Annotated in this window: 14 protein-coding genes; 11 read left to right on the top strand and 3 right to left on the bottom strand. The window is 61.2% G+C overall.

What is annotated here, in order from left to right:
* Window positions 1–40 precede the first annotated feature (40 nt).
* Window positions 41–1,069, bottom strand: a complete 1,029-nt coding sequence (locus RL_RS18520; protein ID WP_011653065.1) for a LacI family DNA-binding transcriptional regulator — start codon at window positions 1,067–1,069, stop codon at window positions 41–43.
* A 161-nt stretch (window positions 1,070–1,230) separates the two neighbouring features.
* Between RL_RS18520 and RL_RS18515 the strand changes: the two genes are divergently transcribed.
* Window positions 1,231–2,178 (top strand): dihydrodipicolinate synthase family protein, encoded by a 948-nt coding sequence (locus RL_RS18515; RefSeq protein ID WP_011653064.1) that lies wholly within the window; start codon window positions 1,231–1,233, stop codon window positions 2,176–2,178.
* Between the two features lie 187 nt (window positions 2,179–2,365).
* Window positions 2,366–3,751, top strand: coding sequence for an MFS transporter (locus RL_RS18510; protein WP_011653063.1), 1,386 nt, complete (start codon window positions 2,366–2,368; stop codon window positions 3,749–3,751).
* Between the two features lie 125 nt (window positions 3,752–3,876).
* On the opposite strand, the gene RL_RS18505 is transcribed toward RL_RS18510, so the two are convergent.
* The gene (locus RL_RS18505) at window positions 3,877–4,185 is read right to left on the bottom strand and encodes a hypothetical protein (protein ID WP_011653062.1); all 309 of its coding nucleotides are present in this window, start codon (window positions 4,183–4,185) and stop codon (window positions 3,877–3,879) included.
* 14 nt (window positions 4,186–4,199) lie between these two features.
* Between RL_RS18505 and RL_RS39725 the strand changes: the two genes are divergently transcribed.
* Together RL_RS39725 and RL_RS18500 are read left to right on the top strand one after the other, a co-directional pair.
* Window positions 4,200–4,463 carry a hypothetical protein gene (locus tag RL_RS39725; protein WP_129557800.1) on the top strand — a complete coding sequence of 88 codons (264 nt, stop codon included), beginning with the start codon at window positions 4,200–4,202 and terminating at the stop codon, window positions 4,461–4,463.
* Window positions 4,464–4,505: 42 nt separating this feature from the next.
* Window positions 4,506–7,862: a PAS domain-containing hybrid sensor histidine kinase/response regulator gene (locus RL_RS18500; RefSeq protein WP_011653061.1), complete on the top strand. Its 3,357-nt coding sequence runs from the start codon at window positions 4,506–4,508 to the stop codon at window positions 7,860–7,862.
* 14 nt (window positions 7,863–7,876) lie between these two features.
* Here RL_RS18500 and mnmD read toward each other — a convergent pair whose 3' ends face one another.
* Window positions 7,877–8,635 (bottom strand): tRNA (5-methylaminomethyl-2-thiouridine)(34)-methyltransferase MnmD, encoded by a 759-nt coding sequence (mnmD, locus tag RL_RS18495; protein ID WP_011653060.1) that lies wholly within the window; start codon window positions 8,633–8,635, stop codon window positions 7,877–7,879.
* Here mnmD and RL_RS18490 point away from each other — a divergent pair.
* The 7 genes from RL_RS18490 to uraH all read left to right on the top strand — a co-directional run bounded on the left by RL_RS18490 (window position 8,634) and on the right by uraH (window position 13,390).
* Window positions 8,634–9,812: an NAD(P)/FAD-dependent oxidoreductase gene (locus tag RL_RS18490; protein ID WP_011653059.1), complete on the top strand. Its 1,179-nt coding sequence runs from the start codon at window positions 8,634–8,636 to the stop codon at window positions 9,810–9,812. The genes mnmD and RL_RS18490 overlap by 2 nt on opposite strands.
* A gap of 114 nt (window positions 9,813–9,926) precedes the next feature.
* A complete protein-coding gene (locus tag RL_RS18485; RefSeq protein ID WP_011653058.1) occupies window positions 9,927–10,634 on the top strand; it encodes a DUF1045 domain-containing protein in 708 nt (235 codons plus the stop codon).
* Window positions 10,635–10,749: 115 nt separating this feature from the next.
* Entirely contained in the window at window positions 10,750–11,673 is a 924-nt protein-coding gene (gene puuE / locus RL_RS18480; RefSeq protein ID WP_011653057.1) for an allantoinase PuuE, read from the top strand.
* Window positions 11,673–12,173, top strand: coding sequence for a 2-oxo-4-hydroxy-4-carboxy-5-ureidoimidazoline decarboxylase (gene uraD, locus RL_RS18475; protein WP_028740787.1), 501 nt, complete (start codon window positions 11,673–11,675; stop codon window positions 12,171–12,173). The genes puuE and uraD overlap by 1 nt, the downstream gene beginning before the upstream one ends.
* Entirely contained in the window at window positions 12,170–12,532 is a 363-nt protein-coding gene (locus tag RL_RS18470) for a HepT-like ribonuclease domain-containing protein (protein ID WP_003541963.1), read from the top strand. The genes uraD and RL_RS18470 overlap by 4 nt, the downstream gene beginning before the upstream one ends.
* Window positions 12,516–13,037 carry an ureidoglycolate lyase gene (locus RL_RS18465; RefSeq protein WP_028740786.1) on the top strand — a complete coding sequence of 174 codons (522 nt, stop codon included), beginning with the start codon at window positions 12,516–12,518 and terminating at the stop codon, window positions 13,035–13,037. Before RL_RS18470 ends, RL_RS18465 begins: the two co-directional genes overlap by 17 nt.
* The gene (uraH, locus tag RL_RS18460) at window positions 13,034–13,390 is read left to right on the top strand and encodes a hydroxyisourate hydrolase (protein ID WP_011653054.1); all 357 of its coding nucleotides are present in this window, start codon (window positions 13,034–13,036) and stop codon (window positions 13,388–13,390) included. The genes RL_RS18465 and uraH overlap by 4 nt, the downstream gene beginning before the upstream one ends.
* The last annotated feature ends 3 nt before the right edge of the window (window positions 13,391–13,393 follow it).

Here is a 13,393-nt window from a genome sequence, read left to right as displayed (position 1 = left end):
CAATCGCGTGCAAATAGTGAGGGTGCGTGTGGCGCGAGCTTTAGCGTATCGGTGCCGTCGATTTCCTTGGAATGAGGGTTGGGGCCGAGATCCGAATACGCTCGTCGGCAGGACTGTTGTCACCGGCAAGAAGATCAAGGGCGTTTGATGCAATTTGCTCAAACGGCACCCGCAACGTCGTCAGCGGCGTGGGGAGGTGGCTGACAATCGGAATGTCGTTATAGCCTACGATCGAGATGTCCTGCGGCACGGAAAGGCCAAGTTTCGTCAGTCCCGACAAGGCGCCGATGGCGGTATTGTCGTTGACCGCGAAAACAGCGGTTGGGCGCGGACTAAGGTGCATTAGTGTTTCGACGGCTACCGCACCGGACTCGATGCCGAATGTCGAGGGAATGAGGTATGAGGGATCTGCATTCAATCCAGCCTCTTCCAGGGCGTGGCGGAAACCCTCCACGCGGCCTCGCGAACTGGAGGCATAGGATGGACCGGCAATGACACCAATTTTGCGATGGCCGAGATCGAGGAGGTGGCGGGCCGCGAGGTAACCACCGAGCCTGTCATCGCCGACCGACGAGAGGCTGTGGCCATCCGTCCGGAGTGCCAGGACATAAGGAATACCGCGTTTTGCCAGCTCGTCCGGAAAGTCATCGTCTTCCCGCGCCGTCGAAAGAATCAGTCCATCGACACCGCGCTTAAGCAGAGACTCGGCCGCAAGCCGGTCTGCCTTTGGCTTGTCGTCGGTCGTTGCGACAATCGCGAAGCGGCCACTACGGCTGCAGGCCTTGGCCAGTGCTTCGTAAAGCATGGCCATGACCGTATCCGTCAGCCTGGGCACGATCACCCCGATTGTCATTGTGTTGCCGCGCCTAAGGCTCGCTGCGGAAACGTCCCGAACGTATCCCAGCTCTTCGGCAACCTTGCGCACGCGACGCGCGGTCTCGCTGTCGGATCGCGGAAGCCTTTCGTCGAGAATGCGGGACACGGTGGACTTGGAGACACCGGCTGCGGCAGCGACGCCGTGAATGGTGACGCGGGTCTGCCCCGGAACTTCATCCGTCTTTGAATTCATTGAGCCTTTTCCATTCGAGTCGGCATTGAGCCGCCGCTCTCCAGCATGCCTCAAAAAAGATATTGACTCCAGAGAATTCGAGAACGATAGTGGGAACGTTCCCGTAAACGATCCTATATCGATTGCGAGTGAACCGCGATTGCACGAAGGAGGAGACCAATATGCAACCGATGGATATGCGCGGGCTGAGCCCGGCCCCCGTTACCGCTTTCACCCGCGACGGTGAAGTTGATCACAAAGCCAACGCCAAACTCGCCAAATGGCTGGTCTCGATGGAAGGCGTCAAAAGCCTCGTCATCCTCGGCCATGCCGGCGAGGGTACTTTCCTCACGGAAGAGGAGCGCCTTGCTCTCATCCGCACTTATGTTGAAGCGGTCGACGGTGCCGTTCCGATCATTGCCGGGATTACCGGTGAAGGCACGAGGGTCGCCGCTGAAGAGGCCAAGAAATGCAAGGCCGCTGGGGCCACCGGTGCGCTCGTCTATCCGAACCACGGCTGGCTGCGTTTCGGCTTTCAGAAGGGAGCGCCTCAGGATCGCTACAAGGCAATCTGGCAGGAGTCTGGCCTCCAGTGCATCCTGTTCCAGTATCCTGACGCCACCAAGGCATCATACGATCTGGATACACAGCTTGCGATTGCCACACAGGAAGGCGTCGTCGCTACCAAGAACGGCGTGCGCAATATGAAGCGCTGGTATGTCGAAATTCCGGAGCTGAAGAAAGCCAATCCAAAGCTGCAGGTGCTGAGCTGCCACGATGAATGGCTGCTGCCAACTATGTTCGATGTCGACGGTTTGCTCGTCGGTTATGGCAATATCGCGCCGGAGCTGCTGATCGACCTGATCAAAGCCGGCAAGGCGCAGGACTATCCGGAAGCGCGCAAGATCTTCGAACGCCTTCTTCCGGTGACGCGTGCCGTCTATCACCGCGGCTCTCACATGGAAGGCACCGTGGCCCTGAAACTTGGCCTTGTCCGCCGTGGTATCCTTGATCACGCCACGATCCGCGAGCCGCTGAAGAACCTTGGCGAAAAGGCCGAAGCAGAGATCTTTGCTGCCTTCGACGCCGCCGGTATTGGCCGCGTTGACCAGCTCCTGGCTGCCGAGTGACCTTTTTGCGCCCCTGCGCATGTCGCAGGGGCGCATTCCGATGGGAGGAGGAAACCCGCCGAGGCAGACTTGAGCGTCTTTGAAGGCCATTGCCCTGACAGGACGAACTGACGCGCAGTAGCAACCATCAAGCAGGAGCGTCCCTGGCCGGGAGAGTGGTAGGCCACGGGGCGAGAAGGAGGAACCAATGAATGTCATGCAGCCTATACCGGCTGAGACGGCGAATGCCGCTGATCCTCAGGCCGAAATCAGTGCTCGTCTGGAGCGTCTTCCCATCACCCGCGAGGTATTCTGGGCGCGCAATATCGTCGGCGCCGCAACGTTCTTCGACGGCTACACGGTCATCGCCATCGCTTATGCCATGCCCGTCCTCGTACGCGAGTGGGGCCTGACGCCCTCACAGACCGGCATGATCCTGTCGATGGGTTATTTGGGACAGTTGATCGGTGCGATCCTGTTTGGCTGGCTCGCCGAGAAGGTCGGTCGGCTGAAAGTTCTTCTGTTCACCATCCTGCTGTTCGTCAGCATGGATGTCGCATGCCTGTTTGCTGCCGGGGCCGGCATGATGATGGCCTTCCGTTTCGTCCAGGGGATCGGCACCGGCGGCGAGGTCCCGGTCGCCAGCGCCTACATCAACGAGTTGATCGGATCGAAGGGGCGCGGCAAGTTCTTCCTCCTCTATGAGGTCATGTTCCTGCTGGGCCTCGTCGGCGCCGGGCTGATCGGCTACTTCATGGTACCGGTTTACGGCTGGAAGGCGATGTTCGTCGTCGGTCTCGTTCCCGCAATCATCATGGTTCCTCTGCGCTGGTTCCTGAAGGAATCACCGCGTTGGCTAGCTGCCAACGGCCGCTATGGCGAAGCAAACGCTATCGTCACCCGCATGGAAGAAAGTGCTCGTGCAGCTGGCAAGGAATTGCCCGAACCGAAGCTCATCCAAGCGCCGGTCCACCGCAAGTCGGACTGGCGCGAGCTTTTCCAGGGCGTCTACTTGAAGCGGACGCTTTCCATCTGGGCCATGTGGTTCACCGCCTATACGGTCGCCAACGGTACGATCACTTGGCTGCCGACCCTGTATCGACAGGTCTTCAACCTGCCGCTTCAAACCAGCATCTTTTATGGTTTCCTGACATCGGTCGGAGGCGTAATCGCCGCTGTGATCTGCGCGCTGCTCATCGACAAGGTGGGACGCAAGCGCTGGTACACGGGGGCGCTGCTTCTCGCTCCCGTGCCGCTGCTGGCTCTCGCATGGCTCGGCGCAACCTCTCCCATCCAGGTTTTGGTTCTAGCCGGCCTCGCTTATGCGATCGTCCAGACCGTCACATTCTCCCTTTACCTGTACTCGGCAGAGATCTACCCGACGCGCCTCAGGGCATTGGGAACAGGAACCGGCAGTGCCTGGCTTCGCCTGGGATCATCGGCCGGCCCGATCCTCGTCGGTACGGTGATGTCTTCCATGGGCATCCAGTATGTCTTTGCGAGCTTCGCAGCCATTCTGATCGTCGGTGCAATTATCACGATGTTGTTTGCGATAGAAACCAAGGACCGCGTGCTGGAGGAACTTTCTCCGTAACGGTTGAAAATACGGTCTGATCGGCTTTGAACTGGCGGATGAAAATCCGCCAGTTTCATTTGGTCGTCGTTGATGGCACTGGGTCGGCGCCGCCGGGGGGCAGGCGGCACCGGATGCGGTTTCTGTTATCGCTGGCAGACTTTGACGCGATAGGGATTGCCCCAATCGTCGTGCAACCATTCGAAGTGGCAATAGTCCGGCCGGTAATAGGTTCGGTAAAGGGGGTAGGGGCGGTAAGCGGGATAGGCGGGATAGGCCGGGTAGGCGGGACGGGCTGCCTCCGACAGCAGGGCGCCGCCGACGACGCCGGCGGCAAGGCCGCCCCAGAAGGCATCGCGTGGACGGGCATCGGCGGTGGTGGCGGTGGCGAGCGAGGCGCCGGCAAAGGTCAGCGCAATCAGGCCCGTCGCCATGGTCTTATGAAGAACGGACATGGTAATTTCCTTTCATGGGCATGGCTTCCATAAAGCCATGCCGCAGACTCGGCCCGGATCGCGGCGGCGCAATGGCCGCGCAAGCGGTTTCGGCATTAAATTTTCGTCATGATTTCAACGGATCCCCGACGTCGAAAGGATTTATCGCCGGCGACATTTCAGTCTCGTGCAAGCCGGGGCTGGTAATCCCGAAATGTCTTCAGCTTGGTGAGCCGGCTCGTAAAATTCCGCTGTCGAAATTTATGGTTAAAACCTTGTTAAAAGCCTTGGCGTTATAGTTTTTGTAGTCGATATTTCATTTATTGCGGGAGCGATATTTTTTGAAATCAGCCGGGGAACTTCTGGAGTTGGCTTGCCGCCGGATCGCTGATCTGGATACCCCGGCCTATGTCAAGAACAGCGAGCTGCGTTATATCGCCGTCAACGAGGCCTATGCCCGCTTTCTAGGCCGCGAGATTTCCGATTTCATCGGCAGGCGCAGCCGCGAGCTTCTCGACCGTCCCGAGGAAGAGGAGCGCGAGGACAAGGAACGCCGCGCACTGGTGTTCGGCACCGAGGAAAACGCCATCTGCTTCGATGCGGCGGGGGTCGACCATGAGCGCATCCAGATCGAAAGCTTCTCGCCGTCGCCGGACCGGGCTTACGTGCTCGGCATTTTCGAAGTGCGAGCGGCGCCGCGCCGGGCCGCGGACGATAGCGCCGCCGCCGATTTCGCCCGCGTGCGCGAGGCGCTGGAACAGCTCGACCAGCCGATCGGCATCTTTGCCGAAGATGGCCGGCCGCTGGTCGTCAACGCCGCCTATCGCAACGGCGCAAAGCCTGCGGCTGTCGGCGACACGGCCTGGCACGAGAGCGTCAATGAGCTCGATCTGCTGCGGACCATCCTGGAGGACCTCCCGGTTGCAGCCTTCGTTCGCGACGAGAAGCATCGCCTCGTCTACGCCAATCAATATTACGAGACCTTCAGCGGTCATAGCCGTTCTCGGGTCCTTGGGATGACCGAACACGAAATGTTCGGTCCTGACGGGGGCGAGGCGATCTACCAGGAAAACCTGCTGGCGTTGCAAGGTGGCAAGTCGAAGGAGATCGAAAGCCTGTTGCCGAGCAAGGACGGTCATATCTATTCCGTCCTCTCGCGCGTCAATCGCGTCGTGACAGCGGATGGTCGGCCCTATGTCGTCGGCTCCTTTTCGGACATCTCGCCACTCAAGGAACGAGAGAAGGCGCTGATCGAGGCGCAGAAACACAAAGAGGTGCTGCACCGGGATATCGAGAATATCCTGCGCTCGTTGCCGGTCGGCGTGCTGATCCTCGATAACGACCACCGGATCCTCTACATCAACGACGAGTTCTACGGCATCTGGGAGCTGCCACTCGACGATCCTTTCGATGGCCGGCCCTTCATCGACGTCATCCGCCGCAATTATGAGCTCGGTCGCTACGACGGCACGCAGACGCCCGAGGAGATCTACGATTTCCGCAAGCACCTGTTCGAGACCGAGGAGCCCGAGCCGATCGAGCTCGGCTGGGCGGGCGGCAAATCCGTCATCTTCGATAGCCGCCGTATCTCGAACGACCGGATCCTGCTGACCTATGCCGACATTACGGCCGTGCGTGAGCGGGAAAATGAAGTCCACGAGGCCCGTGCCGCGCTGGAACATCTCGGCGAGTTGTTGCGCGACGCGACGCATGCCATGCCGCAGGGCCTAGCCATCGTTCAGGACGGCATTATCAAGATGTCCAATGAGGCGTTGGCTCATATCCTGGAGATTCCCGCCACCTATATCGAGACCGGGCAGGGTTGGCTCGGCATGTTCGATTTCTGCGCGGCGCGCGGCGACTTCCACGAGGACGCGGCCGAGATTCTGCAAGGTTGGCGCGACAATATCGCGGCCAGGTTGCCGATCTCCACGGCCTTCCATGTCGGCGGCGAGCGCTGGGTGAACATGGACGCGACGGTCAGCAAGGGGCAACACTGGGTGGCGCTCTTCACCGACGTCACCGAGCTCAAGGGCCGCGAAGAGGAGCTACGCCAACTGCTCTCGCGCGCCGAAGCCGCCGATCGCGCCAAATCCGAATTCCTTGCCAATATGAGCCATGAGATCCGCACACCGATGAACGGCGTGCTCGGCATGGCGGAGCTGCTCGCCAAGACCAATCTCGATACCCGCCAGAAGACCTTCGTCGATATCATCGTCAAGTCGGGTAACGCGCTGCTGACGATCATCAACGATATCCTCGACTTCTCCAAGATCGACGCCGGGCAGATGAAACTGCGCAAGGCCGCCTTCGATATCACCGAAGCGGTGGAGGACGTGGCGACACTCTTGTCCTCGCACGCCGCCGAGAAGAACATCGAACTCCTGGTGCGGGCCGCGCCTGACCTGCCCGCCGCCGTGATCGGCGACGCCGGGCGTTTCCGCCAGATCGTTACCAATCTTGTCGGTAACGCCGTCAAGTTCACCGAGCGCGGCCATGTCTTCGTCGATGTCGGCTTCCAGCCGGCGGCCGGCGGCGAGATCATGGCGTGCATCCGCATCGAGGATACCGGGATCGGCATTCCGTCGGAGAAGCTCGAATCGGTCTTTGATAAATTCTCGCAGGTGGACGCCTCGTCGACCCGGCGGCATGAAGGAACCGGCCTCGGTCTTGCGATCACCGCCGGGCTCGTCGACCTTTTCGGCGGTTATCTCAACGTCGAAAGCGAATGGGGCAAGGGCTCCGTCTTCACCATCAACCTGCCGTTTCCGGTGGCGGCCGCCCGCCTTGAGCCGAAGCCGTTGCCGATCAACGTGCAGGGTGCGCGCATCCTCGTCGTCGACGACAATGAAGTAAACCGGCGAATCCTCACCGAGCAGCTGTCTCTCTGGGGCTTCGACGGCGTGGCCGCCGAGAGCGGCGGCACCGGGCTTGCGATCCTGGAGGCGGCGGCCAATCTCGGCGTCACCGTCGATGCCGTCGTGCTCGACTATCACATGCCGGATATGAACGGCGCCGATGTCGCGCGCCGGCTGCGCGCCGATCCCCGCTTCGTCGAACTGCCGATCATCTTCCTGACGTCGATGGATATTTCGGGCACCGAAAAGGAATTCGCGGCGCTGAACGGCCACGCGCATCTGATGAAGCCGGCGCGCGCCAACGTGCTGCGCAACACCGTCGTCGAAGTGGTGCGCGCCAGCCGCGTCAAGCAGGCTTCCGAGGCCGACATTGCCCGGCTGCAGACGGAAGCGGCTGTGCCGGCGCCAGCGCCTATGCCGCAGAAACGGGCCGCGGAATTCGTCGACGTGCTCGTTGCCGAGGACAACGAGGTCAACCAGATCGTCTTCACCCAGATCCTGCAAGGCACAGGTCTTTCCTTCCTCGTCGTCGACAATGGCGAGGAGGCGGTCGCCGCCTGGGAGCGGCATACGCCGCGCATCATCATGATGGACGTCTCGATGCCCGTCATGAACGGCCATCAAGCCACCCAGACGATCCGCGAACGCGAAAAGGGGCAGGGGCACCGGGTGCCGATCATCGGCGTCACCGCCCATGCGCTCGAAAGCGACCGCGAACTCTGCCTCGATGCCGGCATGGACGACTACATGTCGAAGCCGATCAGTCCCGAACTGCTCGAGGAAAAAATCCGCCAGTGGCTCGGAACGAGCGAGCAGCAGCCGGAGCGCACCAGCTACTGACCTCCGGATAATTTTTATGAACGGCGATGGTTGGTGGGTAGCTCTTCAGCGCCTAATATTTTTACGCCGCAGAGCATTTCGCGCTTGCCGGCAAAGCCCTTGCGGCGCTCGACGGCGAAGCCCGCGGCGATGAGATTGCGGCGCACGAAGCCGGCCGCCGCATAGGTGGCGAAGGTGCCACCGGCTGCGCTTTTCTCGCAGACGAGCCGCATCAGTTGCTCCGACCACATATCGCTGTTGCGCGAGGGGGCGAAGCCGTCGAGATACCAGGCGTCGAAGCCGGGCGTGGCTGCCGCCACGCCCTCCAATGCATGGCCGCATACGACGCTGAGCGTCGTCTGGGCATCGAGATCGAGTCGCACGATACCGGCCGGTATTTCCGGCCAAGCCGCGGTCAGCACCTGACGTTCGGCATCGATCTCCGGCCAGTGCGACAGCGCCCGGCCGATTTCTTCGCCGCGCATCGGGTGGAGTTCGAAGGAGGTGAAATGCAGGTGCTGGCCGTCTGCACGGTGGAGCTTCCATTGCCGCCAGGTTTCGGTGAAGTTCAGGCCGGTGCCGAAGCCGAGTTCGCCGATCAGGAAGTGCTTCCGCCCGCTCCATCGTTCCGGCAGGCCGTTGCCGGCGAGGAAAACGTGGCCGCATTCCAGCCGCCCGTCGGTCTGGCAATAAAAATGATCGCCAAAGGCGGTGGAATAGGGCATATCGCCGTCGCGCCATTCGAGCGGCTGCGGCGCGCCTGCGCCAATCTGATCGGGGTTCACGTCTGTCATGGAAAAAGCCGATAGTCCTGCGCCGGTCTCAGGTCAATCGTCCTGCGAATTGCTGATCGTCGGCGGCGGCATCATGGGTCTCTGGGTGGCCGTCCATGCCGAACGCCGTGGTATCCGTACCTTTGTCGCGGACGCCGGCAGCCTAGGCGGAGGTGCGAGCGGCGGCCTGCTCGGGGCGCTGATGCCGCACATGCCGGATCGCTGGTCGGAGAAGAAGCAGTTCCAGTTCGATGCGCTGGTCTCGCTCGAAGCCGAGATCGCAGGGCTCGAAGCCGAAACCGGACTTTCAGCCTGCTATAACAGGTCCGGGCGGCTGATCCCGCTACCGAAGCCGCATCTCAATAAAATAGCGCTCGGTCACTCCAAGGACGCCGAACACCATTGGCGGTCAAGCGACCGCCGTTTCCACTGGCATGTGCTCGACAGGCCGCCGGTCGACGGCTGGATCGAGGCGTCCGCCGGCGAGAGCGGCTTCGTGCACGACACGCTCGCCGCCCGCGTGGCGCCCCGCGCGTTGATCGCGGTGCTCATAGCCTTCCTGCGGCGGGCAAGGCATGTCAGGATCATGGAGCATGCCGGGGTCACCGGCCTCGATCCCGAACGCGGCATTGCCGAGGTCGGCGGCGAGACCGTTGCCTTCGGGCGCTGCATCATCGCCGCCGGCCACCAGTCCTTTCCACTGCTCGAAGGCCTGACGCCGGGGCTGAAACAGCCACTCGGCCAAGCTGTGAAGGGGCAGGCGGCGCTGCTCAAGGCCGATATCGATCCTGCCTTGCCGACCATCTTCCTCGATGGGCTTTATGTCGTGGCCCATGAGGGCGGACATGCCGCGATCGGCAGCACCAGTGAGAACCGTTTCGAGGATCCTACTTCCACCGATGCCCAGCTCGACGCACTGATCGACGCGGCGCGTGCGATCGTGCCGGCGCTTCGTTCCGCGCCGGTCGTCGAGCGCTGGGCGGGGCTTCGCCCGAAGGCGATCGACCGCGATCCGATGGTGGGCTGCCACCCTGACCATCCGCGCCTGATCGCGCTGACCGGCGGCTTCAAGGTCAGTTTCGGCCTCGCGCACCGGCTGGCCGAGGCGGCGATATGTATCGCAGGCGATGAACCTCACGAATTTTCGCTGCCGCAAAGCTTCGCGATTTCGAGCCACATCGCGGTGGCTTCACGTTAAACGTGAATTAGCCGCTGCTCTGCTTCGTTATTCTGTCATGCAAATCACCTATCTGCTTGCGCATCGACAGCGTCGGATCTGAACGGCGCTCACTTCCTTGATGGAGGAAATTGCATGCGCTATGCCATTTGCTTCACGCCTCCGGCGAGCGACCCGTTGTCGCTCGTGGCCGCCAATTGGCTTGGCCGAAACGTGTTTTCGGGCGATATGATGGAGCCTCCGGCAGTTCGTGGCCTCGGTATTCACGAGATCGCCTTCCATACCGCCGTGCCACGGCGCTACGGCTTTCACGGTGTTTTGAAGGCGCCCTTTCATCTGTCCCACGACATGCCCGAATCGCAACTCCTGCGCGATCTGATGCGTTTTTCCGGAACCTTCGTTCCCTTTCAGATTCCGCGTATCGAAGTCGCCCGGCTCGGCAATTTCTACAGCCTGCTGCCGAGCACTCCCTGCGAGCAGATCCAGTATCTCGCCTCGGCGATTGTGCAGGAATTCGATCGTTTTCGCGCACCGCTCAGCGAGGCCGAGATCGAACGCAGTGATCCGGACGGGCTGTCGGCGACGCAATTTTCCAATCTGCATCGCTGGGGCAATCCCTATGTGATGGAGGAGTTCCGCTTCCATATGCCTGTGACAGGCCCCGTCAACGCGATTGACATGCCGCGCATCGAACCGGTGTTGCGGACGATCTTCGAGCCTGTCCTCTGCGAACCTGTAATGGTTTCCAACGTTGCCCTGATGATCGAAGAGGGCACTGGCGGTCCTTTCCGCGTTCATTCGCTGCATCCGATGGGCAAGGTCAGCGCGCGCAAAATCGCTTGAATCTGCTGATGAGCTAAAGGCTTGTGTCGTAAAGGCAAAATCCGGCGGAGCAGTTTCCGTCTCGACATTCCGGCTGCGGATGCTACCGTTCCCCGTCTTTTCAGAAGGTGATTTGATGGTATCCGAGACTTATCCGCGCAATCTCGTCGGTTACGGGCGTCTGACGCCCGATCCGAAATGGCCGGACGAGGCACGCATCGCCGTGCAGTTCGTCATCAACTACGAGGAGGGCGGCGAAAGCTCGATCCTCGACGGAGATCCGGCTTCCGAAAACCTGCTGTCGGAGATCGTCGGTGCGGCCGCCTGGCCAGGGCAGCGCAACCTCAACATGGAATCGATCTATGAGTATGGTTCGCGTGCCGGCTTCTGGCGGCTCTGGCGGATGTTCACCGATCTCAAGGTGCAGGCGACCGTCTACGGCGTGACGCTGGCGATGGCCCGCAACCCCGAGGCCGTCGCTGCGATGAAGGAGGCCGGCTGGGAGATCGCCAGCCACGGCTACCGCTGGCTGGAATATAAGGATTTTCCTGAAGATCTGGAGCGCAAGCATATCCTCGAAGCCGTGCGCCTGCACACCGAGCTTACCGGCGAGCGGCCCTATGGCCTCTATCAGGGCAAGCCTTCCGACAATACGCTTCGGCTGGTGCAGGAGGAGGGCGGTTTCCTCTATTCCTCCGATTCCTACGCCGATGATCTGCCCTATTGGGTGAAGGGCGTCGACGGGAAACCCTTCCTGATCATCCCCTATACGCTCGAAACCAACGACATGCGTTTTGCAACGCCGCAGGGCTTCAATGCCGGCGATCAGTTCTTCACCTATCTGAAGGACGCCTTCGACACGCTTTATGAGGAAGGCAAGGCGGGCAGCCCGAAGATGATGTCGGTTGGATTGCATTGCCGCCTCGTCGGACGTCCCGGCCGGGCGGCAGCGCTGAAGCGCTTTATCGAATATGTGCTGAAGCATGACAAGGTCTGGATTCCGCGCCGCATCGAGATCGCCGAGCACTGGCACAAGCATCATCAGCCGGAAGCGCTCTGATGATGTTGCGCGAGGATTTCGTTTCCCGCTTCGGCGGCGTCTTTGAACATTCGCCTTTCATCGCCGAGCGCGCCTATGACGCCGGCCACGTGACGGAGCCGCTGACGGCGGCCGGCGTTCATGCTGCCCTTTCCGCTGTCTTCCGGGCGGCAAGCCCGCAGGAGCGCCTCGGCGTGCTCAGCGCCCATCCTGACCTTGCCGGGCGCCTCGCGATAGCAGGCGAACTCACCGAAGACAGCCGGAAGGAGCAGTCCGGCGCCGGTCTCGACCGCTTGAGCCCGGCCGAACATGCCCGCTTCACCAAACTCAATTCGGCCTATGTCGAAAAATTCGGCTTTCCCTTCATCATCGCCGTCAAGGGGCTCGGCAAGGACGATATCCTGTCGGCCTTCGAAACACGGATCGGCAATGGCAGGGACGAAGAATTTGCGACCGCGACGGCGCAAGTCGAGCGGATCGCGCTGCTGCGCCTGACGACGATGCTGCCGGAGGCTGAATGAACGAGCGGCGCGCGATCGACTATCTCAATGAGATGTATGAGGCGGCATCCGAAGCGCTGTCTTTCGTCGGCGGAATGGATGGGGCGGCGTTCGCCGGGGACAAGCTCACTTTCAAGGCGGTCACCTTTTGCCACTTCACCATCGGTGCCGCGGCATCCCGCTTGCTGGTGACTCATCCGGAATTTGCGACCGAGCATCCCGATCTGCCGTGGACGAAAATCTGCGGCACGGGCAACCGTATCCTCGACGGCGTCTTCGACCTCGATCCTTCCGACATCTGGGAGGCGACGTATCGCACGCTGCCGGAGCTTCTTTCCGCGATCGATGCCATCCGTCACTGGCATGCCGAAGGTGAGTGAGCGATTGCCCCCACATCTCGACATCCGTCCGCTTACGAGATCCGCCTTTGCTCCCTTCGGCGAGGTGATCGAAGCCGATCCCGCCTCGATGCGGCTCATCAATGGCGGCACGACGGAGCGTTTCCATGCGCTCGCCGCCACCGAGGCGACGGGCGAGGGTGCGCGCGTCATCATCAACCTCTTTCGCGGCCAGCCGCGCAACTTCCCCTATGAAGTCACCATGATGGAGCGCCATCCGTTCGGCAGTCAGAGTTTTTCGCCGGTCTCGGGCCGTCCTTTTCTCGTCGTCGTCTCCGAGGATGATAACGGCCGCCCGGGCAGGCCGCAGGTGTTTCTGGCGCGCGGCGACCAGGGCGTGAACTATCGCCGCAACGTCTGGCATCATCCGCTGATGGCGCTCGGCCAAGCCTCAGATTTCCTGGTCGTCGATCGTGACGGGCCGGGCAATAATCTGGAAGAATACTTCTTCGAAACCCCTTATATCATCAAAGAGCCAGGCCCATGACCGGACTGACCACACATGTTCTCGACACCGCTCTCGGCAAGCCGGCCGAAGGCTTGAGGATCGATCTTTTCCAGCTTGACGGCGAGATTCGCAGGCATCTGAAGACGGTGGAGACCAATTCCGACGGCCGGGTTGACGGCGGCCCCATCCTCATCGGCGAAAATTTTCGGGCCGGCACCTATGAACTGGTCTTCCACGCCGGCGATTATCTGAGGGCCAGCGGCACGCCGTTGCCGCATCCCGCCTTCCTCGATCTCGTGCCGATCCGCTTCGGTATTGCCGACGTCACGGCGCATTACCATGTGCCGCTGCTGATTTCGCCCTATGGCTATTCCACTTACCGAGGGAGTTAAAAA

It is taken from the genome of Rhizobium johnstonii 3841 (assembly GCF_000009265.1).
Classification (GTDB): domain Bacteria; phylum Pseudomonadota; class Alphaproteobacteria; order Rhizobiales; family Rhizobiaceae; genus Rhizobium; species Rhizobium acaciae.
The sequence above is the reverse complement of the archived record's forward strand: the minus strand, read 5'-3'. Positions and strand labels throughout refer to the sequence as shown.